Below are 22,718 nucleotides of genomic sequence, written 5' to 3' on the forward strand. Positions count from 1 at the left end.
ATTTGGTCACAAATGCCATGATTAGTTGACACTTCAAGTTATCTCCTGAAGGGTTGAACCATGAACAAGTCCAGCTTGACCACCACAGTCCTGACCATCCTGCGCGTTATTGCAGGATTTCTCTTCGCCGCGCACGGTTGGCAGAAGTTCAACGAATTCACCATCGCAGGCACCCAGGCCTCCTTCGCCCAGATGGGCGTGCCGGGCGCCTCGACAGTAGCCCCGATCGTGGCAACCCTGGAGCTCGTGGGCGGCATTGCGCTGATCATCGGGCTTCTTACCCGCGTGTTCGCAGCGCTCCTGGCCGTCAACATGCTCGGCGCACTCTTCCTGGTGCACGCACCGGCCGGCGTCTTCGTCGGCAATGGCGGGTATGAGCTGGTGCTGCTCTTCGCCGGAGCCGCCCTGGCCCTCGCATTGGCCGGCGCAGGCAGGATCTCCGCCGACGCCGCACTGTTCGGCCGCTCAGGATCCAAGCTCCGCGTCCTGGCGTAAACACCCCCCGACAGCGGCCCTGCGTCAACGCCTCACCGACGCTCTCTCACATAACAGCCCCTAAACGCCAACGGTCTCTCACTTCCTTCAGAAAAGTGAGAGACCGTTGGCGTTTAATCATGGGGATGTGAGAGAGGATCGGGGGGAGGGGCTAGCCCTTGACGCCGCTCAGCTCGTTCGGAACATGCTCCACCTGCGCCGACTTCGCTAGCTTGCCGGTCTTCAAGTCCACCGCATGGATGGTGCGGGTCGCCGGCTCGGTGACGAACGCCGTCGAGCCCTGGACGAACAGCGTGGGCCGCGGGTCCTGCCACGTCGTCGACTCTTCCCAAGCACCAACCACCGGGATGGTCGACGTGACGGTACCGGTCAGGGGATCGATCACACGCAGCCCGCCATCCGTACCAAGTACCAGCGCCTCGCCGGCAGGCCCGCGGCCAAGCGAGCGGAAGGAGTAGCTGGTGCCGATATCCACCAACTGCAGGCTGGCGGTCTCAGTGTTGACCAAGGAGATCCGCGTGGGCCGCTCGAGCTCGGCGGCCTTATCCACTTTGTAGTCACCGAGAATGACAGGCGACTTTTCGGAGCCAGCCTGGTTTCCCATCCGGCCGTAGGCGTCAGGGCTGGCAACCTTGGTGATGGCACCGTCCTTGTAGATGAGCATTCCGTTTTCGCAGCCAACCACTACGGCTTCGTTGGCGGCGACGGCCTCGCCGTGCGCTCCGGGGCATTCTTCGTTGCGCACTACTTCCGCGCGCTCCTGGCCCTTGCCCGCCGACAGCACCGCGATGCCTGAGCGCCCTTCCTCGTTACCGAGCGTCACCAGGAGCTTGCCGTCTTCCAGCTCCACAGCCACACCGTGATGTGCCTCGGGTGTGGTGTAGACGTCTGTAGCAGGCAGCTTTCCGTCCTCAACGGCGGCGGCCAGCGCAGAGGTTTCGAAGCTCTCCACCCTCCCGGAACCGTCGTTGAAAAGCACGGTCTTATCTCCGTGCAGCACCACGTGACCGGCCTTGTCTGCCGCAAACGCCAGCTCAGTCAGCTTGGGCTCAGCCACATAGTGGTGGCTGTGATCGCCGTGCGGCTCCGTCCAGGCGCCTGCGTCGAAGAGGCGGAAGGAGTCGCCCGTGGACACGAAGACGTGCCGGCCGTCGCCAGCCGGGTTAAGCCTGTTGAAACCGGACATTTCGGCACTTCCTACCTGCTCAAGCGAGGTAGCGTCCAGAACTGAAATGCCGGCGTCGTGGGTGTAAACGAGCCGCGGAGTCGGCGCTCCGGCCTCCTTGGCACTGGGTGAGGAAGTGGCCTGGGGGGTTGCCTCGGCTGCGTTGCCGGCTGTGCCACCAGGGGCGGCGCACGCTGTCAACAGAAGGGCAGAGAGCCCGACGGCGGCAATCGGCTGGGCGCGAAGTCTGCTTTTTCGCGTGGTGCGGACAGGGGACACGAGAGTGGGGTGATGAGGCATGAGTTAAATGATATTGATTCTCATTTATGGTGCAAGTCGGTGGATCAGCTCTCTTGTCACACTTCGCGGCGCACCGGGGGCTTCTATATCGGTGCGGGCATGCACGCCCCTTCTATGCCGAAGATCGCATATATGGGAGATAAGTGACTCCTTTTCGATCCGCTGGCCCGGGACCGAATGGTGCCGGGGCAGCGGTTTCGGTGGTAGAACTAGCCTGATGAAGACGATACTCACCGGCGTCGGCGCGAGCGCGGGGACTGTCCAAGGGCCGGCCCGGCTCGTTCACGGACCCGACGAATTCATCCGCTTCCAGACCGGCGATGTCCTGATCTGCCGCACCACCGACCCCGCATGGACCCCCTTGTTCGGCATGGCATCCGCAGTAGTCACACAGACCGGCGGAATGCTGTCCCACGCAGCGATTGTGGCCAGGGAATACGGAATTCCAGCCGTGCTGGGCGTCCGCGACGCCCTTGACGTGGTCCCTGATGGAAGCCCGCTGACCGTAGACGGCACGCAGGGAACCGTCACCGTGACGGACAGCAAATGACACTTCTCACCCTTCACGCCGTGCGCCTCCTCGGATTCGCCGAGACGGAGGCTGTAGCGGCGCGCTTCGCGCAGGATCGCGCTGCGGTGGAGTCCCAGCTCATCGACGCCGGCGTGAACGGCCTCGTCACGTACAGCACGTTTGCGGGGAGCAGCGGTTGGTCGTTATCGAGCGTTGGTCGGACTGAGAACGAGCGGCTGCTTGCCGATGAACTGGACAACGCGGGGGCACGCGGCGCGGTTTTGGCCGTACATGACGATTTCGCGGACTTCAACGCCGGCGTCGTGGAAGCTTGCAGCGCCATCCAGCTGCAAACTCCGGCCGTTGAGGGGGCTCTGGATGTCCTGATCGGTGCCTTGGCAGCGTGGCGTCCACTCGAAGCCCGGCTCGCTGGCGTGCTCCCTCGCTTTGAGGGTTACTCCGAACGCTTACTGAACGCACTCAAGCGCGCTCCGGAAGATACGGCCTGGTTGACGGCAACGGACCGCGATTCGTTCCACCGCACCTGGTTCGAGCTTCACGAGGATCTCATCGCCACCCTTGGCCTCCAGCGCATGTGACTCGTTCAACCCCTGAGACTGCCGACTTAGTCACGTAACAGAAACCTGCCGACAGTAAGATTCCAAGCATGAGCGATGACGCCGCCAATTCAGTGACCCTCCGCTTCCTGGCGGCTCCCATGGACATCGGACACAGCGGGTCAGTCGACGCCGGCACAGTCCTTGAGTGGGTGGATAAGGCAGCCTACGCAGCAGCAGTGGGCTGGTCGAAGTCGTATTGTGTCACCGCCTACGTGGGCAATATCCACTTCACGGATCCGGTCAACAGCGGCGACATGGTGGAGGTGACGTCCACCATCGTCTACACCGGCCGCTCCTCCATGCATATCCATACCGTTGTCAGCTCGCGCGATCCCAAGGGCGGTCCCGAGACGATGCACAGCCAGTGCATGGTGATCTTTGTGGCGGTGGGACCCGATGGCAAGCCGATTCCTGTCCCCCAGTTTGAGCCGTCGACGCCTGGGGAGATCGAGCAACGCGACCATGCCCTGGCGCGCATCGAAGTCCGCGAGCAGATCGTCAATGCGATGAACGCCCAGGAATATACCGACGCCGGAACGGCCGAGCGCGTCGTCCTGCGGTTCATGGCGTCCCCCACTGATGTGAATTGGGGCGGCAAGGTCCACGGTGGCATCGTCATGAAGTGGATCGACGAAGCTGCTTATGTTTGCGCCTCCCGGTACGCCGGGAAGGACACAGTGGCCGTGTTCTCCGGTGGCGTGCGTTTCTACCGGCCACTGCTGATCGGTCACGTCGTAGAGGTGGAAGCCCGTCTCGTCTACACCGGCGCCAAGGGCATGCATATTGCAGTACACGTCCGCTCCGGTGATCCCAAGAACCGGGAAATGAACTTGACCACGTATTGCCTCACGGTGATGGTGGCACGCGATGAAACCGGCACTGCCGTGCCGATTCCGTCCTGGGTGCCAGTCTCCGAGGAGGACAAGAAGCTGCACGCTCATGCCCGCGAACTGCTGGAAATCCGTGGGCGGGCACCGGGAAACAGGCTGCCGGATCACTTGCTGAAGGCGTCGGGCAACTAAGGGAGCCGGCTGACCTTGAGTGCCGGACTGCACGAGGTCCCCGTTATCGGTGAAGGCTCACCGTCGGCCGGGCTGGCCCCGGCTGCAGCCATGCCATCGCTGCCAGATGGTCGGTACCCGGCGTTTTGATGACGGACGCACCGGAAACGGTGAATCCGCGGAACAGAATGTGGTCCGGTCGGGTGGCCGGGAGGCTGGCCGGCCAGGTGAAACCGAAACCGGACCGGGCGTCGTCGAGCGTCCCCAGCAGTGGGCCAAAGGAGCGGTCTGTGTTCGCCGTATTGAAGTCGCCGACCACCAGGAGTCGCGACGACGGATCCGCCTCCACCAGTCTGCTGAGCTTGGCAAGCCCGGCGTTCCGGTTGCGTACTTCGCCGGGTCGGACCGAGGGCAGATGCACGGCATAGAGCTGAACGGGACCATCCGGAGACTCCAACTGCACGCTCATGGCGCGGGACCAGCCAAGTCCCAAGGTCAAGGGCCTTCCTTGGCTCAGGGGAAACCGGCTCCATACTCCCACCGTTCCAGCTACCTGCCGATACCCAAAAGCCCGGTCCATCACCGGAGCAATCCGCTCCAAGGTGGGCCCGGTGAGCTCCTGGAGGACCACGACGGCGGCACCTGACTGGATCACTTTTTCTACTGCCTCATCGGCCTCCGGATTTCCCGCCCGGAGGTTCTGCGTGACGACGCTCCATCCGCTGTCAGCCTCCTCCGAGGTGCCTGCAGCGGAAGCCGGCGCGATGCACGTCGCCATGACTGGCAGGAAGACCACGCACCAGGAAACCAGAGCGGCCGCCGCTGGGATGGAGCCAGCCCACGCTCTTGCAAACAGCGCCAAGATCAACAGGGCAGCTATGACCACCCCCAGCCATGGCAGGAAGCTCTCGACGGCGAGTGCCAGCCCGTGAGCCTCCGGCACCAGTCCGTGGCCGAGAATCAGTGCCATCATTGCCCCGGCAGAGATGCCCACAACCCAGTCCCTGGCCCGTGGACGACGACGCCGCGACGTGAGCAGACCTCGCTGCGCGGCGGTGGCGTAGGTGGTTCCGATGTCCTTATCCATGGCCCCATGATTCATCGGGGAACTTAAAGGATTATGAAGCCAGGCCAATTATGCTGGTGGCCATGACGGAGCCCATAACAGTACTGGTCGTCGACGACGATCAGGACATCAGGAGCTCCCTGCAGTCCCTGCTTGAAGCGACCGGCTACCGGGTTGAATCTGCCGCTGACGGCCGTGAAGCTCTCGAAAGGGTCGCCGCAACGTCCCCGGATCTGCTGGTGGCGGACGTTGTGATGCCGTTGATGGATGGCCTCGGCCTCTGCCGAATGCTCCGAGCTGCCGGCAATGCGATTCCGATCCTCTTGCTCACGGCCCGCAGCGACGTGGCCGACTGCGTTGCGGGGCTGGACGCCGGAGCGGATGACTACCTCTCCAAGCCGTTTGAACCCGATGAGCTGTTGGCACGGTTGAGGGCCATGGCACGCCGGACAACCAACCTTCCGGCCAGCCCCACTGGGTACAACGACTTGGAACTGGTATCCGAGGCCCACGCCGTGAGGCAAAACGGGCGATGGATCGACCTCAGCAGCACTGAGTTCGCCATCCTTTGCGTGCTCGCGGAGAACCCGGAGCAAGCACTCAGTCGAGGCCAGATCAGCGACGCCGTGTGGGGATACGCAATGACTCCAGCCTCCAATTCCCTTGAGGTCTACATCAGCTATCTGCGTCGAAAACTCGAAGCCGAGGGTGAGCCACGGATCATCCAGACCGTTCGGGGCGTTGGATACAGGCTGGCCGCATCGTGACGCTACGGCTGCGGATGACGCTGGTAATCGCAGCGGCCATCACCCTCACTGTTTCAGCGTTCGCAGTACTGGTATACGTCTTTGTGGGTCATGAATTGCGCAAGAACGAGGATCTTTCCCTGAGGCGCGAATCGGATCGCATCATCCAACTGATCCAGACCGATCCCCATTGGCAAGGGTTTTCGCAATGCACCTGGGTCCGCTCGCCGGCCTGTGCCCAGCTGGTGGCCCCAACTCCCCTGGAAGACCCGGACTCTGGCGCGGGCCCAGCATTGCCCATCACCGATCAGATGCGCGAGGTGGCATCCGGCACGAGTACGGCGTTCTTCACGGAAGCAGCCATCGGCGACGACCCCATCCGCGTGTACGTCAGGCCCCTGCCGAATCAGCGCGCATTGGTAGTGGGTGTCCGGGACGACAGGGTGCTGGCGTCCTTCGAGCGACTCATTTGGCTGCTCGCGGCAACGGTGCTGGGGGCTCTGGTAGTAGCCGCGGGCACTGCCTACGTAGCCGCACGACGCGGACTACGTCCGGTTGATCGCCTCACTGCCGTAGCCGAGAGTATCGCCCAAACCGGCAACACTGACATCAGGATCCCTCAAAGCAGCACCACTGAGACCAACAGGCTCAGCAACGCCTTCAACACGATGCTGGGCGAATTGGAGCATTCCCGCCACCAGCAGGAACAGTTGATCGCCGATGCCTCCCATGAACTGCGGACTCCGCTGACGTCACTGAGGACCAACGCAGCCATGCTCAGGAATCCCGAACTGTCGCAGGGCAGCAAGGAACGTATTTCCGGGGCACTGGAGCATGAGTTGATAGCCATGCAGTCCCTCATCGAGGACCTGATCGATCTGGCCAGAAACGAAGAGTCACCCGCCTTCATTGAGGAAATGGATCTCAACGAACTTGTTCTCTTCTGCATGGACAACGCAAAACGGCGTTACCCCGGGGTAGTTTGGTCCCTGGCAGGACCCGGTGGACCTCTCCTGGTGGCGGGCGAACGCGTCAGGCTGGCCCGCGCCATCGCGAATCTACTGGACAACGCCGGCAAATTCACTCCCGAGCCGGGCCAGGTCCGGGTGGCCTTAACCGCCTCAGAGGGTGGTGTCACTCTTGATGTGCGGGATACGGGACCGGGCATTCCTTCGGAGGATCTGGATCGTGTCTTCGACAGGTTCTACCGTTCCACCAGCACCCGCAGCGTGGCCGGATCCGGTGTGGGCCTCGCCGTGGTCCACAACGTGGCCATCGCCCACCATGGCATGGCTAAAGCGCATCCGAGCCCAAACGGGGCACACTTCAGCCTTACGCTGCCGGTGGCCGAAGGCAGCTAGACACCTCGCCGGTTCGTCATCCTGGCCGCAGCACGCAGAACTCGTTGCCCTCAGGGTCGGTGAGGCACCGCCACGACACATCTCCTTGGCCGATGTCGGCGTCAACGGCACCCAGCGTGTGCAGCCGGTCCACTTCTGCCGCTTGGTCGTCACCGGAGTAAGGCATCAGGTCGAGGTGTATTCGGTTCTGCAGTGAGTCGGGGTCCGACGTGCGGAGCAACTCCAGATATGGCCCGACCCCCGCGGACGAACGCAGCCTCGCGTGTTCATCCGTCACCTCGTGGAGGGTCCAGTCCATCGCACGGCTCCAGAAGGTGGCCATGGCCCGCGGATCTGCGCAATTGACCACCACAGTGGCAATGGGTCCCGTGTCCTGGTAAATCGGTCGGGGTTCCAAGACGCAGAACAGGTTGCCCTCGGGATCTGCCAACACAGTCCATGGCACCTCTCCCTGCCCTATATCGGCCGGAGTCGCCCCCAGCTCCTTGAGCCGCGCAACAAGCTCCACCTGATGGGCGGCAGAGCTGGTAGCGAGATCGAGATGCACCCGGTACTTCACCGTCTCCGGGTCCGGAACTGTCACAACGTCGACGCAGACAGCTGAAGGGTCCGGCCACGTGAAACCCACGGGTTCAACGTTGGTCACACCGGGTCCCTCACTGGAAATACCCCAACCCAGAGCTTCAGCCCAAAACTTCCCGAGAGCAGAGTCATCCCGGGCCTTGAAGTTCACTTGAACCAGTCGCAGTGCCATGCCGCACAACCCTATACCGAGCCAAGGAAATTTCGCGGCCGGTAACGTCCCTGACCAAGGCGTGGCCCGACGTTCATGGCAGCCGACACACGGTGATCACGCCGCAGTATCCCGACTCGATAGAAGTACGCAAAAGGCCGCGCAGGCGGCAAGAAACCTACCTGCGCGGCCTTGAGGCCGTAAGAACTACTTGATCAGCGCGGCCGCCTGGTCCATGAGGGCGCCGGCTGCTTCCGGCCCGCCGGATGCGGCATCATTGCTGGACGCCGTGGCGAAAATCAGGACGCCGTCCTTGATTGCGTGGGCGCTGTATATGGCTCCAGCCTTCCCATCCGGCATGACCATCAGGGTTTTCAGCGCCACCGTCCCGGGCACGTTGCCGACGCCACTGATCTTTTCGGTAGTAAGCGTCATGGTGTCCCCCTCCGCGGAAAGCGTCACCTTCTTGCACGCCTCGATCTGCGACTGACTCTTGTCCAAGCTCGCCTGGAGCAGCCCTGCGTCAACGCCGGAGGTCAGCGCCAGGCTGGTGATGAAGTCGCCGGTTTTGGACCTGGTGGTGCCTGCAGACGTAGAGCCGTCGATGGACTGGTACGTACCGAGGGTGCCCAGGTTCGCGCAATCGGCAGGTTCGATGGTTGCCTTCGTCAGCACCCGGACCGCTTCATACTGGGCTACCAGTTCCTGTCCGGAAACTACCGCCCGGCTGGTGCCATCGGCTTCCTTGACCTGCCCGACCAAGCCGACGAGCTCTTCGTTGGTGTACTGCTTCGCGGGCGTCGGCGTCGGCGTGGCAGTCTCGCTGGCAGGGGCCGACGCTGATGCCTGTGATGCCGTGGTGGAACCACCGCATGCCGTGAGCGCCAGAAGGACCAGTGCCGATGCCCCGAATCCGAGCAACGAATTTTTCTTCATGTGTTTCCCCAATAAGTCAGTGATTCGCCCGCGGACACGGACGTCACCAACACTACTGTCCCGGCTTGACCGCATGGACCAAGCCGTGGGGGCTAGAAGCCGCCGCCGCCAGCGCCTGCGTCGCCTGCCATATTGGCGAAACGTGAGTAGTGGCCTTGGAACGCAACCACGATGTCCTTGGTGGGACCGTTACGGTGCTTGGCAATGAGGATGTCCGCTTCACCGGCGCGGGGCGACTCTTTGTCATACACATCCTCGCGGTGCAACAGGATAACCATGTCGGCGTCCTGCTCGATGGAGCCGGATTCACGGAGGTCGGACACCATGGGGCGCTTATCCTGGCGCTGCTCGGAACCACGGTTCAGCTGCGACAGGGCGATGACCGGAACCTGGAGCTCCTTGGCGAGCAGCTTGAGCGCACGCGAGAACTCGGAAACTTCCTGCTGGCGGGATTCCACCTTTTTGCCGGAGCTCATGAGCTGGAGGTAATCGAGGATCACCAGTTTGAGGTCGTGCTGCTGCTTCAGGCGGCGGCACTTGGCCCGGATCTCCATGAGGGACATGTTGGGGCTGTCATCGATGAACAGCGGAGCATCGTTCATGCGACCCATGGTGGTGGCAATCTTGGACCATTGCTCGTCCTTGATGGTGCCCTTGCGGAGGTCTTGCAGACCAATAGTGGCCTCTGCGGAGAGAAGACGCATGGCGATCTCGTTCCGGCCCATTTCCAAGGAGAACATGACCGTAGCCAGGTTGTTCTTGATGGCGGCCGAACGGGCGAAGTCCAGCGCGAACGTGGACTTACCCACGGCAGGACGCGCCGCGATGACGATCATCTGGCCGGGGTGGAGTCCATGCGTCAGCTCGTCCAGCTCGTAGAAGCCGGTGGGAACACCGGTCATGCCTTCGCCGCGGTGGCCGGAAGCTTCGATCTCGTCCACGGTGGATTCCATGACGTCTTTCAACGCCACGTAGTCCTCCGCTGTTCGCTTTTCCGCTACCGCGTAGACCTCGGCCTGGGCCTGATTGACCAGGTCCTCCACTTCGCCGTCCTGGCCGTAGCCCATCTGGACGATCTTGGTGCCCGCATTAACGAGGCGGCGAAGGACCGCTCGCTCGGCAACAATTTCGGCGTAGTAGCCGGCGTTTGCAGCCGTCGGCACGGTCTGGATGAGCTCGTGGAGGTAGGCGGGGCCACCGATCCTGTTGATCTCACCACGCTTGGTCAGTTCATCCGAGACGGTGACAGCGTCGGCCGGTTCACCACGACCATAGAGGTCAATGATGGACTCATAAATGGTTTCGTGGGCCGGACGGTAGAAGTCATGCCCACGGACGATCTCGACGACATCCGCGATCGCGTCCTTGGACAACATCATGCCGCCAAGCACCGACTGTTCAGCAGGGATGTCCTGGGGAGGTTTCCGGCTCGAGTCCGAAGCGCGTGTGCCCTCGATTGAGTCCAAGTGCGTAACTGACAAAGCCGTCCTCCATTTGTGTACCGCTGCAGAGATTTACTCCCAGGCGGCCCGTAAAGCGCAGTGTGTGGTGACGAAGTCCGCCCGGTGTCTCTGACGATGTCAGGCAGGGCCGACAAAATAGCATTCCGTATCCACAAGTTATCCACAGTCGATCCGCCAAGGCCCGCTGCCGATGGTCATTCAAGCAGCGTCCGGGAATCTCAACAGGGGATATTCGCGTCCAAAATGGACACTCCAGACACGTTACAGCAGACGCCTGGCACCCCCTGTGGATAACCTGTGGAATACAAGCCCCACGTTGTGCACAGACTGTGCGTTACCCTGTGGATAGAGAAATTCTTTTCGGGGAAACTAGCCTCTGACCTGCGGAAACGTCGCTCACAAGCTGTGGACTAAAGAAAGATTTGCGGCATTTTCATCCACAGACGCCCCGCCGCGTCGAGGCCTATGAGGGTTGAAAAGCACCCCAAACATGCCGCAAATGTGATGCATCTTACAAGTGGGGCCTTAATTTGACACCACCATCTCAGAAGCCTATGCCGGAAGTGGAATGTGCTGTGGATAACCAAGTTCTGGCATAAGCTCTAAGTATGGGGATGAACTTTGGTGACGTGTTGACGATTGCCCTTCCGCTTCTTGTCCTCGTGGGCTTGTTGTGGGCACTCACGGCGGCCTTCAAACCGCGGGATACCGGGGTCTCCGACGCGGAGAGGTATCAACGTGAACTGGCGGCCCGTTCGGCTGCGCACCAAGCGTCCCAAGTACAGGAGGCGCTGGCGCTGCGCGCCCGGATCGAAGCCACTACCAAGCCGAGCCAGAATGAGGCCAGCCACCGGGAACAGGCGGAGAACACGAGGTCCGCTATTCAGGCCCAGGCAGCCAGGTCACACGCTGCCGGCCAGACCGGTCAACAGCCCGCCGTCCTTCCCAATGGCCAACTGAACCCGCAGCTTGCGCTCGAGCTGCAAAACCTGGTCCGCAGCGGGAAGAAGATCGAGGCCATCAAGGTTCTGCGCCAAGCCACCCACTCGGACCTGCTTACCGCCAAGAACTACGTAGATCGGCTCTGACAACGCCATGGATTCCATCCTCATCCCGCTCCTGATCCTCGTTGCGGTCATTGCGGGCGTGCTGCTGCTGATGCGCTCCTTCTCCAAGCGCTCTGCTGAGACCAAAGCGGGCGTCGCAGCCGCGAATGCCCCGAAGGATCCCGTGGAGCTGGCCAGGAAATCTGCCGCCAAGCTCAACCAGGAGCAGCACCGACAGCTCTACTCCCTGATCGCCCGGGGGCAGGGCATGGCAGCGATCAAGCTCTACCTGCAGGCCACTGGCGAGGGCCTGCGCGCCTCGCGTGATGCGGTGGGCGCCTTGGCGGCCCACCCTCAGCCTTTCACGCCGGAGACGCCTGCCAAGGACCTGCTGGCGGAGGATGATGACGAGCCCGAACGTTTTCCGTACCGTTACCGTGCAATAGTCAGTAAAGGCGAGGTGACGCGTGAAGTGAGCAGCAACATGCTCAACGATGAGATCTACGGTCGAATCCGGACGCTCGCCAAAAGCGGCGATGTTGAGGGCGCCGCCATCGCCTTGACGCGCCACTCAGACATCACCATCAAACAGGCCCGCGAGTTTATTGAGCTGTTGGACGACTAGGAAGACTTAGAAGTCGAACAGGTCCCCGAGGAAGCCTTCCTTTTTCTTGCGCTTGCGTCCGTACCCGTCGCGATCGTAGCCTTCACGCCGATCACCATCCCGCCGGTCATAGTCGCGCCTGTCCCTGTCGTCATAGCGCGGCTGTTGCGGACGGGATTCGAACGGGTTGTAGAGGGGTGGCGGCGCGATGGGCGGCTGGGACGGCGCAGCCGCCGGCCGGGCGGGGGCAGGGACGGTTTCTGCTGCAACGCGATCAATGATCTTGTCCAGCTCCCCACGGTCCAGCCACACTCCCCTGCATTGCGGGCAGTAGTCAATCTCCACGCCGCTTCGTTCGCTCATCACCAGGTCAATGGAATCCACAGGACACTTCATGGTTGCCCCAACGATCAGGCAGGTGAAAAAGTTCGGGCCACCCAAGGGCTGGGATTCACCAAGCGCCCGGCACCACGTGCATACTGATCGGATGGTTCATCCCGATGTCCTTCAATCGCACCGGCTATTGAACCAACTGGGGAGGAAGTGCACCCTCCCCGTTGCCGAGCCGGACAACACGGAGTACGGATCCGCAACCGCGACAAGCGACACTGCGCTGATCCGTTTCCGGGTGGCCAAGGTGACGCCCAACAAGGTGGGTCTCTTCGTTGCGGTGTGGCGTCGGTCAGCCGCCGGAGGTACGGAACCGTTCCCGGCGGACCACCCGGAAGCCAACGACGCCGACACTTTGGTGATCTCCGTCCGGGAAGCAGAAAACTCCGGTCACTTCGTCTTTCCCCGGTCCGCCTTGGTCACTCATGGCATCAGTTCCATCAATGGCCGGGGCGGGAAGCGCGGGTTCCGGGTCTATCCTCCGTGGTCCGCAACCGCCAACGCCCAGGCACGGAAGACCCAGGCATGGCAGAGCGAGTATTTCCACTCTCCTGAAAGCGGGCTACCGCCCCGCTGAAATACCTGCCAACAGTTGTTCGAACGGCAGTGATTCAAGGGCATCGGGCTTGCGGTTCGGCTGGAGGCCGCTGAGCAACTGCACCAGTTCACCCGCAGCGCGGTCCACGCGAACCGAAAGGGGCGAGCCGCCGTCGTCGGTGTTTCCCCAGTCCTGCGGCCCCGCGAAAACGCCTGTGGCGGCAATCCTGGTGCGCAGGTAGGTGAACAGGGGGCGCATGGCGTAATCGAGGACCATCTGGTGGCGGTCGGTGCCGCCTGTGGCGCCGAGGAGAACAGCTTTGCCGTCCAGCGACTTCGGGTCCAGCACGTCGATGAACGACTTGAACAAGCCGCTGTAGGAGGCGCTGAAGACGGGGCTGACGGCGATGATGGCGTCAGAATCATCGACGCCGGCAATCACCTCAGCGAGGCGAGGGGCGGCATAACCAGTGACGAAATTGTTGGCGATATCCACGGCAAGGTCGCGCAGTTCAACAATGTCGATCTTCACGTCGTACCCTGCCGCCCGCAACTGTCGCTCGGCGGAAACGGCCAGCTGATCGGCCAGCAGGCGGCTCGACGACGGGACACCGAGTCCGGCAGAAAGGACGGTGATGCGGCGGGTTTCCATGGCATTCTCCTGTTGCTTGTTCATCCAGCTTACATGCGTTTGCATCTAAATCAATGAACAGGCGCGTGGCCGGAACTATTCCCGGCGGGCCTTAGCTCCCGACGATCCCCGTCAGGAAGGCAACCGTGGCGGATGCGATCTGCTTCTGGACAACGTCGCGACCAACGGTAGGTTCGCCGTCGCCGGGCTGCGGCCCGTAGTCTCCGAAGAACGCATGATTGCCGCCCTGGGCCTCCACAAATGCGGCGTCAGGAGGCAGCAGTTCGCGGGAGGCGTCGATCTTCTCCGGCGTGCTGAGCCCGTCCTCCGGGCCTGAGATGGACAGGACCTTCAGCCCCGCGCGGTCGCGCATGGAATCCAGCGGGTAGGAGGCGTACAGCAGCAGGCCGTCGACGTCCTGGTTGTCTAAGGCGAACGAGCTCGCGCTGACGCCGCCAAGTGAATGCCCGCCAACCGCCCACGTGGAGATCTCCGGATGGGCCGCCATGGCGCCCCGGGCCTGGTTTCCGTCCAACAAGCTGAGATTGAGGGGTGCCTTGAGGATCACCACCAACACCCCGGCGTCCACTGCCGGCCTGAGGATATCCGCATACGCACGCGCCTCCACGCGGGCGCCGGGGTAGAAAACGAGCCCTTTGCTGGCGGGCGCACCGTCGGGCGTCATGACAATGGCCGTCGGCTCTTCAACCACCGACACCTTGGAGGATGACCCGGCCGCTACGGCGCCCTGCTGGTAGGCGAACGGATTCAGCCACACCAGCATGGCCACCAGTGCCAGCACAGCGACGCGCCCGGCCCACGCGCCAGCAGCCCTTAGCGCCGAACGCTTGCGGGACGCGCGGCGGCCGCGCCACAGCAGAACAGCCCAAAGAAGTCCGACGACGACGGCAGTCACCAACAGCGCGGGCAGCAACGGGTGCCCGCGCAGGACAGCGGGATTCCCGAGCAGCATCCACAGGGGCACCAGGACCAAGGTGGCAGCACACGGGACAGAGGCCCAGAAGAGCGCTGGCCTGCGCGTGACGGGTGGGGCTTCAGGGGAGGAGGTCATACTCCAATAATAGTTCCATCATGGAGATACTTTGAACTTTCCCGGAAAAGCGGATGATCAGCGCCGCGGGGCGTGCGTGGACAGGAAGGTGAACGTCTTGTCCCGCGCCTCCCGCGCCTCATCGAAGTTCAGGTGGAACTGGTACTCGTGCGGCAGTTCCGGCTCATGGGTGGCGGGCCAGAACAGCTCGGTCACCGGAACGCCGGCATCCTTGAGGCGGTTGCTGTAGGGCACGGACTGGAGCCACGTGAGCCCATCACCGTTGCCACCGCTGATGAACGTCGGCGGGAAGTCGTCGGTGACAAAGTCGATGGTGGACATGGTGGCCCCGGCGTAGGTGGCGGACCAGTCCTTGGTGCCCGTATAAGCCCAAAGGGAGGTCTTGAATCCCCAGGCGACGATGCCGCTAAGGTCAGCCATGGCCCGAAGATCGTACACACCGCAATGCAGAATGGTGGCGGCCAACTCCGACTTCTGAAGGGCGGGTTGAATCCCCATCAGATTGGCGTACTCAGGGTTTACGGTGAGCGTGGTCATCTGGCTCGCAAGCTGGGCCCCGGCAGAGTCACCGGCCAGCACAATGCGGCTGGTGTCGACGTTCAGCTCGGCTGCATGGGCCTTGATGTAGGCGAGGGCCTCGTTGATGTCACGCACGGCGGTGGGATAGGTGGCCTCGGGGGCGATCGGATAGCTCATGCCGATGGTGGTGTAACCCTCGGCGGCGATGATCTGGAGATACGGATTCACGTCGCGCTGCGCTCCGGAAATCCAGGCACCCCCATGAATCCACACCACTGTTGGCAGCGGCGCGGTGGTCCCCTCAGGGCTGAAAACATCGAAGGTGGACCCGGGTTTGTACACCACGCCGGCCTGGGTTTGCAGAGGCGTATCCGGCACGTAGGGGGTCATCTCGTCGATGGTCGCCTGCGCCCCACGCTCAAAAACACTGCGGATCAACATCGCGGACGGCCACGGGGTAGCGGACAGTGCAAGAAGGACGATCAGGACCAGGAGAATCGCAACATCCAGCTTCTTCAGCCTTGAGGAACGTGGTCTCGGGGGCCGCGAACCGGGGCCCGCGCCTGCTGATTGGCTCTTATCCGCGCTTCTTTGGATCGATTCCAACGGTCCCATCACACACTCCCCCGGTCGGTGCACCTGTGGACCATGCTAAGGCCGCCACGGCGTTTACCGCCGTCAGCCCTGGGGCCGTGCCGCTGACAGCAACACTCCTTCGCCGCCGTCGAACGAAACGGTGTGAAAGCAGGCGCCCCGCGCGACCTCCCTGAAGCCCCATCTTCGGTGCAACGCCAGCGATGCCTCGTTGCGCGCGTTGACCACATACCAAGCGAACTCTGCCCGATCCCATATCCAGTAGAGACGGGCCTCAGTCAGCTGGGCCGCAAGGCCCCTGCGCCGGAATTCAGGCCGCACGGTGACGCCACCCAGGTAGTGCCCAGCCAGCGCCGGGCCGTCCGCATAGTCCCAGTGATGCGTTTTGGCCCAACCCACGACGCCGGACCCTCCTTCCGCGTTCGCGTCATCATGCGCTTCGGCCACCAGGACGAGACGGGCGGGGTCCGCGACCGCGGCGCTGATGTTCGCCGCGAATCGCTCAGCGTCAGCGTTTGAAGTCCGCCCAGCTGACATGTCCGCAGCGACAATGCCCGCCACATCGACGGGATGGGCTGACCGGATGGTGAAGGACATCCGTTCAGTCTAATTTGCAGAAAAGGCTTGCATTATGAGTTGAAACTCATAATATGGGATGAGTGATGTGGTCCGGCTCACGCTGCGCCCATCAGATTCAGCCTTCAAAGTGGAAGGCCCAACGATCGGATTTCCCATGTCAGACATTGCTGTTCTGATCAACACAGCTGTCGCGGTTCTGGCCGCTGTCCTGTTGATCGTCCGCTTCCGGGTCAACCCGGTGATTTCCCTGATCCTCGCCTCCGTATACCTTGGCTTGGCGGTGGGCCTCGGCGTCGAAGAGACCGTCAAAACCATCACGGGTGGCTTCGGCGAGATTATGGTGGACGTCGGCTTACTCATCGCGTTCGGCGTCCTGATGGGCTCCATCCTGAATCAGAGCGGCGCGATCCGGCGCCTCGTAGAGAACCTGCTCAAGACTTTCGGTCCCAAGCGCCTCCCCTACACCATGGGCCTGGCCATCGGCACGGTCCTTCAGTCGATCTTCCTGGACGTGCAGCTGGTCATCTCCGCTCCACTGGCCCGGAAGCTCGCCCCGAAGATCGGAAAGCTCGGCACGTCTCGGATGGCTACCGCCATGGCCATCGCCCTTGAATGCGGCATTGTCTTCACCGTTCCCGGCGTCGCTTCCCTTGCCCTTGCCGGCCTCCTTAACGTGCCGCTCGGGAAGATGCTGCTCTTCGGCCTGCTTCTGGTCATCCCCACCATCATCATCTCGATTGCCATCATGACCTTCCTGTTCCGCCGAGGATTCTGGAATGAAGCCAAGGATGAGGACCACACGTTCGTGGCCGAGGAAGACAGCGAGGGCGAAGAGCCCGCTGCCGGCGACCAGGCACCCGTGCCGTCAGCTGCGAACAAAGCGCCCGGCTCTCCAGCATCCAGCGCCCAACCGTCCGGCGGAAGTGTCGCCGTCGTCGAACGTGAACGCAAAGAAGCCCCGCTGATCCTGCTGTTCGCACCCCTGCTGACCTCCCTGCTCCTCATCGGAGCCGGTGCCATCCTGGAGATTTTCGAGATCGAGCTCCCCTGGCTCCAACTCCTCGGCGAGCCCGTGATTGCGCTGCTGATCGGCCTGATCGGTACCTGCTTGGTGACGCGGGTGGCCATCGGACAGAAGAAGGTTGAAGAGGCCATCGCGGTGGGATTCAAGGAAAGTGGCCAGATCCTCATCCTTACCGGCGTGGGCGGATCGCTGGCCGCAACCGTCGCCGCAGCCGGTTTGGGCGACATCCTGGGCGGCTTCTTCTCCGCGAGCACCGTGGCCCCGCTGCTGGTGGTCTGGGCCATCGCCGCTGTGCTGCACATCGCCGTCGGGTCCGTAACGTTGTCCGCCATCACTGCGGCCGGGTTGCTGGCACCCATCGCACCGGCCATCGGCCTGGATCCTGTGCTGCTGGCCCTTGCTGCCGGCGCGGGATCGCTCTTCATGGTTCACGTCACCAGCAACACGTTCTGGCTCCTGCAGTCACTTTTGGGCCAGAGTGTGAGGGGTGCACTCAAATCGGTCACGGTGGGAGTGTCCGTAGCCTCCGTGGTGGCGATCCTGCTGATCCTGCCCATGAGCCTGCTGTTCTGACCGGCCCCGCCAACTGCCTACCCACCACGCACGAAAGAAGACCATGACACACCAAACAATCGCCCCTCTGGACGGCGTCCGGGTCCTGGAACTCGGCAACTACATCGCCGCACCCACAGCAGGCAGGCTCCTGGCCGACTTCGGCGCTGAGGTCATCAAGGTTGAACGGCCCGGAACCGGCGACGAACTGCGCAACTGGCGCCTGCACAAGGGCAACACGTCCATGCTGTACCGCACGCTGAACCGCAACAAGAAGTCCGTGGTCCTGGATCTCCGCACGGAGGCCGGCAAGCAAGCAGTACTGGAGCTGGTGGCCAAGTGCGACATCCTCCTGGAGAACTTCCGGCCCGGCACCCTGGAAAAGTGGGGCCTTGGCCCCGAGGTCCTCAACGAGGCCAACCCCGACCTCATCGTTACGCGGATCTCCGCGTTCGGGCAGACGGGGCCGCTGTCAGAGCGGCCCGGCTTCGCCGCCGTCGCCGAAGCCTACGGCGGGTTCCGCAACCTGGTGGGCGACCCGGACCGCGCGCCCGTCCGGGTTGGCGTCTCTATCGGAGACTCGATCGCGGGACTGTACGCCGCCTTCGGCTCCATGATGAGCCTGTACCAGCGTGAAGCACGACGCCGGGACTCGGCCGGCGCTGTTCCGCTCACCGAGCGCATCATCGACGTTGCGCTGAACGAAGCCATGTTCTCCATGATGGAATCGCTGATTCCGGATTACCAGGCGTACGGCGTGGACCGGCAGCGCGTGGGCGGCCGGATGGAGGGCATCGCTCCCTCCAACGCATACGTGTGCATGGACGGAGCGAGCATCGTGGTGGCAGGCAACGGCGATTCCATTTACCAGCGGTACATGCAGACCATCGGGCGCCCCGACCTCGCTGAGGACCCTTCGCTGCAAACGAATGCCGGGCGCTGGGCCCAACGTGAGGAGCTGGATCAGGCGATCGGCGAGTGGGCAGCCACGCTTTCAGGTGCTGAGGCGCTGGCCGCACTCGAGGCCGCAGGGGTTCCGGCCGGACCCATCTATACCGCCGCCGACATCAGCACGGACAGCCAGTATGCCGCCCGCAACATGATCCAGAAGTTCGACGTTTCCACCGGCGAGGAAATCCTCCCAGGCGTGGGCTTCCCGGGCATTGTTCCGGTGATCGGGGACCAGTCCCTGCCCATCCGAAACCTCGGACCGGACTTGGGCGAAAATACGCAAGAAATCCTTGGCGGGCTCCTGAACATGGACGCCGCACAGATCAATGCGGCTTCCGGCCGCGAGGAGGCCCTCCGACCATGAACCGCTTCGAAAGCCCCTTGGCCACTACGCTGGGCAACGTCATACTGCGGGACGTCACGCTGCGCGACGGGCTCCAGCTCACCGGCAAGCTGCTGCCCACAGAGCAGAAGATCGAGACCGTGCGCGAACTGCTCCGACTCGGAGTTCCGGCGATCGAGCTGGGCTCCATGGCCCGCGCGGACCTTGTCCCCACCATGGCCAACACCTTGGAAGTAGTCCAAGCCCTCACCCCCGAGGAACTGGAAAAATGCTGGATCTGGGTTGCCACTCCCGGTCACGTCGCCAAAGCATCGGCCGCCGGAGCACGGAACTTCCAGTACTGCTTGTCCGCCTCCGATTCGCACAACAAGGCCAACATCGGTCGGACCACTGATGAGAGCCTGGCCGCTTTGCCCGAAGCTGTCGAGTACACCCGCGCAGTGAATGGCCGCATCCAGCTGTGCATCGCCACGTCCTTCACCTGCCCCTTTGAGGGCTACGTTCCCGAGGAGCGGATCCTTTCCATCGCCAACGACCCCCGGGCTGAGGGCACCACGGACATCGTCATCTGCGACACCCTGGGGCAGGCCGTTCCAGCGCAGGTCGCCCGGCTCATCACCCGGGTTCGGGACGAGTCCCCTGCACGCAGGATCGTCTATCACGGCCACGATACCTGGGGCTTGGGTGTAGCAAACACACTCGCCGCTATCCAGGCCGGAGCCGCCATGGTGGACGGCGCCCTGGGTGGACTGGGCGGCTGCCCGTTCGCACCCGGCGCCAGCGGCAACACCTCCAGCGAGGACATACTCTTTGCGACACGTCCCGAGTGGCTGACTCCGGACGTTTTCGGCGAGCTTGTGGCCCTTTCAGAGAAGTTGTTGGAGGAACTGGGTGAGCCGAACCGTTCCAAGGCAGCTCAGGGAGCGCGTTCCAAGGCAGCGGCCTTTGACTGGGTGATACCTTCCGTTGTTCAGCCGGCCTCCGCTGGAGGCAACTAAGCATGGGTCATCATTTCCTGGTCACCACGGCCATCCCGGAACCTGGCCTTCGACTGCTGTCCGACGCCGGTCAGGTCACCGTCCTGCCCGAACCGCCTGACTACGATGCGCTCTCCGCTCTGTGCGCTTCAGGCGACTACGACGTTGTCCTCACCCAGCTGCGCGACGTCATCGATGAACCGCTGCTGGCGGCAGCCCGCCTGAAAGGCGTCTCCAACTACGCGGTGGGCTACAACAACATCGACATCGACGCCGCTACCCGGCACGGCATCCTGGTGGGCAATACGCCCGGCGTCCTGACAGATGCCACCGCGGACATTGCCATGCTGCTCGTGCTCGGTACCGCCCGTCGCGTGGTGGAAGCAGACCGGGTAGTCCGCGAAGGAAAGTTCCTTGGGTGGGAGCCGGAGTTCATGCTGGGCCGCGATGTTTCCGGCGCCGTCCTGGGATTGGCCGGTTTCGGCAGGATCGCCCGGGCTGTGGCTCGGCGCGCGCTGGGCTTCGGCATGGAGGTGCTCTTTGCTCCGCGTCCGCCAGGTGACCGCCCTGTCAGTGATGAAGAGCTGGGAGAGTTCGCCGGCAAGGTCCGGCAGGTACCGTGGGATTCACTCGTGGAGGGCAGCGATTTCCTATCACTGCACGTCCCTCTCAACGATCAGACCCGGCACCTGGTGGATGCGTCCGTCTTGCAACGGATGAAGCCCGAAGCCATCCTCATCAACACGGCCCGCGGTCCGGTGGTGGACGAGGCCGCGCTGGTTCATGCGCTGCGCAACGGCGTGATCAGCGGTGCTGGCTTGGACGTTTTCGAGGATGAACCGCGACTCGCGTCCGGCCTCGCCGAGTTGCCCAGCACGGTCCTCCTCCCCCACGTTGGCAGCGCTACAGTCCCAGTCCGCGCGGAGATGGCCAGGCTCAGCGCCCTTAACGCGATTGCCATGGCTGACGGCCGCCTGCCGCTCCACCCCGTCAACCCGCTCATCCGGGCATGACCATCCTCGTCGCCCCGGACAGTTTCAAGGGCACCTACACGGCTGCCGAGGTGGCGGCCGCCATCGCAGCAGGAATTCACGACGGCGGCGGCTCGGCTACGCAGCTTCCCGTCGCCGACGGTGGGGAGGGAACTTTTGATGCGCTCTGCCGCAGCCTTCGCGCCTCTCCGGTGAGTGTCGACGTCGTCGATTCCTGGGGTGAGCCGCTGCGGGCGGTCCTGGGCCTGGCACCGGACGGGACCGCCGTCGTAGAGGTTGCGCAGGCTAGTGGGCTGTCCGCTGTCCGTTCAAGTCCCCAGGACGCGATGTCGGCCAGTACCTATGGCACCGGGCTCCTGATTGCGGCGGCGGTAAACCTCGGAGCGAAGACCATCCTGGTGGCCGCGGGTGGTTCAGCGACCACTGATGGGGGTGCCGGTGCTGTCCGGGCCATCGCCGAAAATGGGGGTCTTGGCGATGCCCGGATCACGGTGCTGTCCGACGTCACCACATCGTTCCTGGATGCCCCGCGGGTGTTCGGGCCCCAGAAAGGTGCTGATCCAGCAACGGTTGCCCTGCTGGAGGAACGCTTGGGGCGCCTGGCGTCTTCGCTTCCACGCGATCCTTCCGGAGTGCCCCGCACCGGTGCGGCAGGCGGATTGTCCGGTGGGCTGTGGGCACATTTTGGCGCCGAACTGGTATCCGGGGCCGAAGCCGTGCTGGATGCGGCCGGCTTCGATTCCCTGCTGGCTACCGCTGAAGCCGTTGTGGTGGGCGAGGGGCGTTTGGATTCCCAGACTGGCGAGGGAAAGATCATCTCGGCCATCCTGAAGCGGGTGCAACGCTCAGGCCGGGCCATCCCCGTGGTGGCTGTGGTGGGCTCGGTTCACGAGGACCTGGGCAGCTACGCCGACAACTTTGCACGCATTTTGGTAGCTACCGATGTCGGAGCCATGCGGGCTGCCGGCAGGGCAATCGCGGCGCTCTAGCTCAGCCTGCCCGCTCCGCCCTTGGCCATAAGTTCCAAACGCTTCAGGGTCTCTCGGTTTCGGACAGCAATCACTGGGTCCCGCAGGGCCTTGGGAATCACTTTCCCCGGGCCGCGGACGGCATCTTCGGCGATGGAAACCCGGCTCTCGGAACCGCCCAGGTCTTCCAGTGTGATCCGGATCTTGGCTTCGCCCAGTGGCCAGCCTTTAGCCAAAAGCTCCAACTCCCGGCCGGGTTCCACGCTGGTCACGCGGGTGCTGTCGTCGATGAGGAAGGGCCAGGATCCTACAGAATGGTGCAACGTGGAGCCCACCTGCGGCCACTGATCGTCTACGGCGCGGATCCTCGAGGCACCCACAACCCAGCCAGAGTAGAGCCACCCGTCAGCGATCACTTTCCACACGTGAGCCGCGGGAGCGTCGAATACCTGGGTCACTGTGGACATGCGGATCCCTTTCTGAAACGGACGGCCGTGGCGATGACCTTAAGCTAAGCATGCTTAGTGAATGCCCGCCATAGG

25 protein-coding genes are annotated in these 22,718 nt (G+C 63.1%); 14 read left to right on the plus strand and 11 right to left on the minus strand.

Going from position 1 to position 22,718, the window contains the following annotated elements:
* The first annotated feature begins 60 nt into the window (after positions 1-60).
* Positions 61-495 (plus strand): DoxX family protein, encoded by a 435-nt coding sequence (locus RQH14_RS06135; RefSeq protein ID WP_311212447.1) that lies wholly within the window; start codon positions 61-63, stop codon positions 493-495.
* 151 nt (positions 496-646) lie between these two features.
* Here the strand turns inward: RQH14_RS06135 and aztD are convergent, their stop codons facing one another.
* Positions 647-1,960 (minus strand): zinc metallochaperone AztD, encoded by a 1,314-nt coding sequence (gene aztD, locus RQH14_RS06140; RefSeq protein WP_311212448.1) that lies wholly within the window; start codon positions 1,958-1,960, stop codon positions 647-649.
* Positions 1,961-2,177: 217 nt separating this feature from the next.
* Between aztD and RQH14_RS06145 the strand changes: the two genes are divergently transcribed.
* The 3 genes from RQH14_RS06145 to RQH14_RS06155 all read left to right on the plus strand — a co-directional run bounded on the left by RQH14_RS06145 (position 2,178) and on the right by RQH14_RS06155 (position 4,113).
* Positions 2,178-2,510 (plus strand): PEP-utilizing enzyme, encoded by a 333-nt coding sequence (locus tag RQH14_RS06145; RefSeq protein WP_311212449.1) that lies wholly within the window; start codon positions 2,178-2,180, stop codon positions 2,508-2,510.
* On the plus strand, positions 2,507-3,070 hold the full coding sequence (locus tag RQH14_RS06150) for a hypothetical protein (protein WP_311212450.1): 564 nt from the start codon (positions 2,507-2,509) through the stop codon (positions 3,068-3,070). The genes RQH14_RS06145 and RQH14_RS06150 overlap by 4 nt, the downstream gene beginning before the upstream one ends.
* Positions 3,071-3,138: 68 nt before the next feature.
* A complete protein-coding gene (locus RQH14_RS06155) occupies positions 3,139-4,113 on the plus strand; it encodes an acyl-CoA thioesterase (RefSeq protein ID WP_311212451.1) in 975 nt (324 codons plus the stop codon).
* Between the two features lie 43 nt (positions 4,114-4,156).
* Here RQH14_RS06155 and RQH14_RS06160 read toward each other — a convergent pair whose 3' ends face one another.
* Positions 4,157-5,179 (minus strand): endonuclease/exonuclease/phosphatase family protein, encoded by a 1,023-nt coding sequence (locus RQH14_RS06160; RefSeq protein WP_311212452.1) that lies wholly within the window; start codon positions 5,177-5,179, stop codon positions 4,157-4,159.
* Positions 5,180-5,241: 62 nt separating this feature from the next.
* Here RQH14_RS06160 and RQH14_RS06165 point away from each other — a divergent pair, with 62 nt between their 5' ends.
* The gene (locus RQH14_RS06165; RefSeq protein ID WP_311212453.1) at positions 5,242-5,925 is read left to right on the plus strand and encodes a response regulator transcription factor; all 684 of its coding nucleotides are present in this window, start codon (positions 5,242-5,244) and stop codon (positions 5,923-5,925) included.
* Positions 5,926-5,939: 14 nt separating this feature from the next.
* A complete protein-coding gene (locus tag RQH14_RS06170) occupies positions 5,940-7,265 on the plus strand; it encodes a HAMP domain-containing sensor histidine kinase (RefSeq protein WP_311212454.1) in 1,326 nt (441 codons plus the stop codon).
* Between the two features lie 16 nt (positions 7,266-7,281).
* Here the strand turns inward: RQH14_RS06170 and RQH14_RS06175 are convergent, their stop codons facing one another.
* From RQH14_RS06175 to dnaB, 3 genes are all read right to left on the minus strand, one after another.
* Positions 7,282-8,019, minus strand: a complete 738-nt coding sequence (locus tag RQH14_RS06175; RefSeq protein ID WP_311212455.1) for a VOC family protein — start codon at positions 8,017-8,019, stop codon at positions 7,282-7,284.
* Between the two features lie 186 nt (positions 8,020-8,205).
* Positions 8,206-8,934 (minus strand): hypothetical protein, encoded by a 729-nt coding sequence (locus RQH14_RS06180; RefSeq protein ID WP_311212456.1) that lies wholly within the window; start codon positions 8,932-8,934, stop codon positions 8,206-8,208.
* 92 nt (positions 8,935-9,026) lie between these two features.
* Positions 9,027-10,415 (minus strand): replicative DNA helicase, encoded by a 1,389-nt coding sequence (dnaB, locus tag RQH14_RS06185; protein ID WP_089597011.1) that lies wholly within the window; start codon positions 10,413-10,415, stop codon positions 9,027-9,029.
* A gap of 596 nt (positions 10,416-11,011) precedes the next feature.
* On the opposite strand from dnaB, the gene RQH14_RS06190 reads away from it, so the two are divergent.
* Both RQH14_RS06190 and RQH14_RS06195 read left to right on the plus strand, forming a co-directional pair.
* Positions 11,012-11,485, plus strand: a complete 474-nt coding sequence (locus tag RQH14_RS06190) for a hypothetical protein (RefSeq protein ID WP_311212641.1) — start codon at positions 11,012-11,014, stop codon at positions 11,483-11,485.
* 7 nt (positions 11,486-11,492) lie between these two features.
* Positions 11,493-12,068: a hypothetical protein gene (locus RQH14_RS06195; RefSeq protein ID WP_311212457.1), complete on the plus strand. Its 576-nt coding sequence runs from the start codon at positions 11,493-11,495 to the stop codon at positions 12,066-12,068.
* A gap of 6 nt (positions 12,069-12,074) precedes the next feature.
* On the opposite strand, the gene RQH14_RS06200 is transcribed toward RQH14_RS06195, so the two are convergent.
* Complete coding sequence (locus RQH14_RS06200) at positions 12,075-12,431, minus strand: zf-TFIIB domain-containing protein (RefSeq protein ID WP_311212458.1); 357 nt, start codon at positions 12,429-12,431, stop codon at positions 12,075-12,077.
* Between the two features lie 103 nt (positions 12,432-12,534).
* On the opposite strand from RQH14_RS06200, the gene RQH14_RS06205 reads away from it, so the two are divergent.
* Positions 12,535-13,014 (plus strand): MepB family protein, encoded by a 480-nt coding sequence (locus RQH14_RS06205; protein WP_311212459.1) that lies wholly within the window; start codon positions 12,535-12,537, stop codon positions 13,012-13,014.
* Here the strand turns inward: RQH14_RS06205 and RQH14_RS06210 are convergent.
* The 4 genes from RQH14_RS06210 to RQH14_RS06225 all read right to left on the minus strand — a co-directional run bounded on the left by RQH14_RS06210 (position 13,000) and on the right by RQH14_RS06225 (position 16,387).
* Positions 13,000-13,626 carry an FMN reductase gene (locus tag RQH14_RS06210; RefSeq protein ID WP_311212642.1) on the minus strand — a complete coding sequence of 209 codons (627 nt, stop codon included), beginning with the start codon at positions 13,624-13,626 and terminating at the stop codon, positions 13,000-13,002. The genes RQH14_RS06205 and RQH14_RS06210 overlap by 15 nt on opposite strands.
* A 91-nt stretch (positions 13,627-13,717) precedes the next feature.
* On the minus strand, positions 13,718-14,677 hold the full coding sequence (locus RQH14_RS06215; protein WP_311212460.1) for an alpha/beta hydrolase: 960 nt from the start codon (positions 14,675-14,677) through the stop codon (positions 13,718-13,720).
* A 57-nt stretch (positions 14,678-14,734) separates the two neighbouring features.
* Complete coding sequence (locus RQH14_RS06220) at positions 14,735-15,811, minus strand: alpha/beta hydrolase (RefSeq protein ID WP_311212461.1); 1,077 nt, start codon at positions 15,809-15,811, stop codon at positions 14,735-14,737.
* A gap of 63 nt (positions 15,812-15,874) precedes the next feature.
* Entirely contained in the window at positions 15,875-16,387 is a 513-nt protein-coding gene (locus RQH14_RS06225) for a GNAT family N-acetyltransferase (protein ID WP_311212462.1), read from the minus strand.
* Between the two features lie 136 nt (positions 16,388-16,523).
* Between RQH14_RS06225 and RQH14_RS06230 the strand changes: the two genes are divergently transcribed.
* From RQH14_RS06230 to RQH14_RS06250, 5 genes are read left to right on the plus strand one after another with little or no spacing between them, the layout of a single operon-like run.
* Complete coding sequence (locus tag RQH14_RS06230) at positions 16,524-17,966, plus strand: SLC13 family permease (protein ID WP_311212463.1); 1,443 nt, start codon at positions 16,524-16,526, stop codon at positions 17,964-17,966.
* Between the two features lie 43 nt (positions 17,967-18,009).
* Positions 18,010-19,260 carry a CaiB/BaiF CoA-transferase family protein gene (locus RQH14_RS06235; protein ID WP_311212464.1) on the plus strand — a complete coding sequence of 417 codons (1,251 nt, stop codon included), beginning with the start codon at positions 18,010-18,012 and terminating at the stop codon, positions 19,258-19,260.
* The gene (locus RQH14_RS06240) at positions 19,257-20,237 is read left to right on the plus strand and encodes a hydroxymethylglutaryl-CoA lyase (RefSeq protein WP_311212465.1); all 981 of its coding nucleotides are present in this window, start codon (positions 19,257-19,259) and stop codon (positions 20,235-20,237) included. The genes RQH14_RS06235 and RQH14_RS06240 overlap by 4 nt, the downstream gene beginning before the upstream one ends.
* Before the next feature lie 2 nt (positions 20,238-20,239).
* Positions 20,240-21,229 carry a D-glycerate dehydrogenase gene (locus tag RQH14_RS06245; protein WP_311212466.1) on the plus strand — a complete coding sequence of 330 codons (990 nt, stop codon included), beginning with the start codon at positions 20,240-20,242 and terminating at the stop codon, positions 21,227-21,229.
* Positions 21,226-22,197, plus strand: coding sequence for a glycerate kinase (locus RQH14_RS06250; protein WP_311212467.1), 972 nt, complete (start codon positions 21,226-21,228; stop codon positions 22,195-22,197). Before RQH14_RS06245 ends, RQH14_RS06250 begins: the two co-directional genes overlap by 4 nt.
* Here the strand turns inward: RQH14_RS06250 and RQH14_RS06255 are convergent.
* A complete protein-coding gene (locus RQH14_RS06255) occupies positions 22,194-22,643 on the minus strand; it encodes an SRPBCC family protein (RefSeq protein ID WP_311212468.1) in 450 nt (149 codons plus the stop codon). The two genes, RQH14_RS06250 and RQH14_RS06255, sit on opposite strands and share 4 nt — an antisense overlap.
* Between the last annotated feature and the right edge of the window lie 75 nt (positions 22,644-22,718).

It is taken from the genome of Arthrobacter sp. WCS2018Hpa-7, from assembly GCF_031843805.1.
GTDB lineage: Bacteria > Actinomycetota > Actinomycetes > Actinomycetales > Micrococcaceae > Arthrobacter.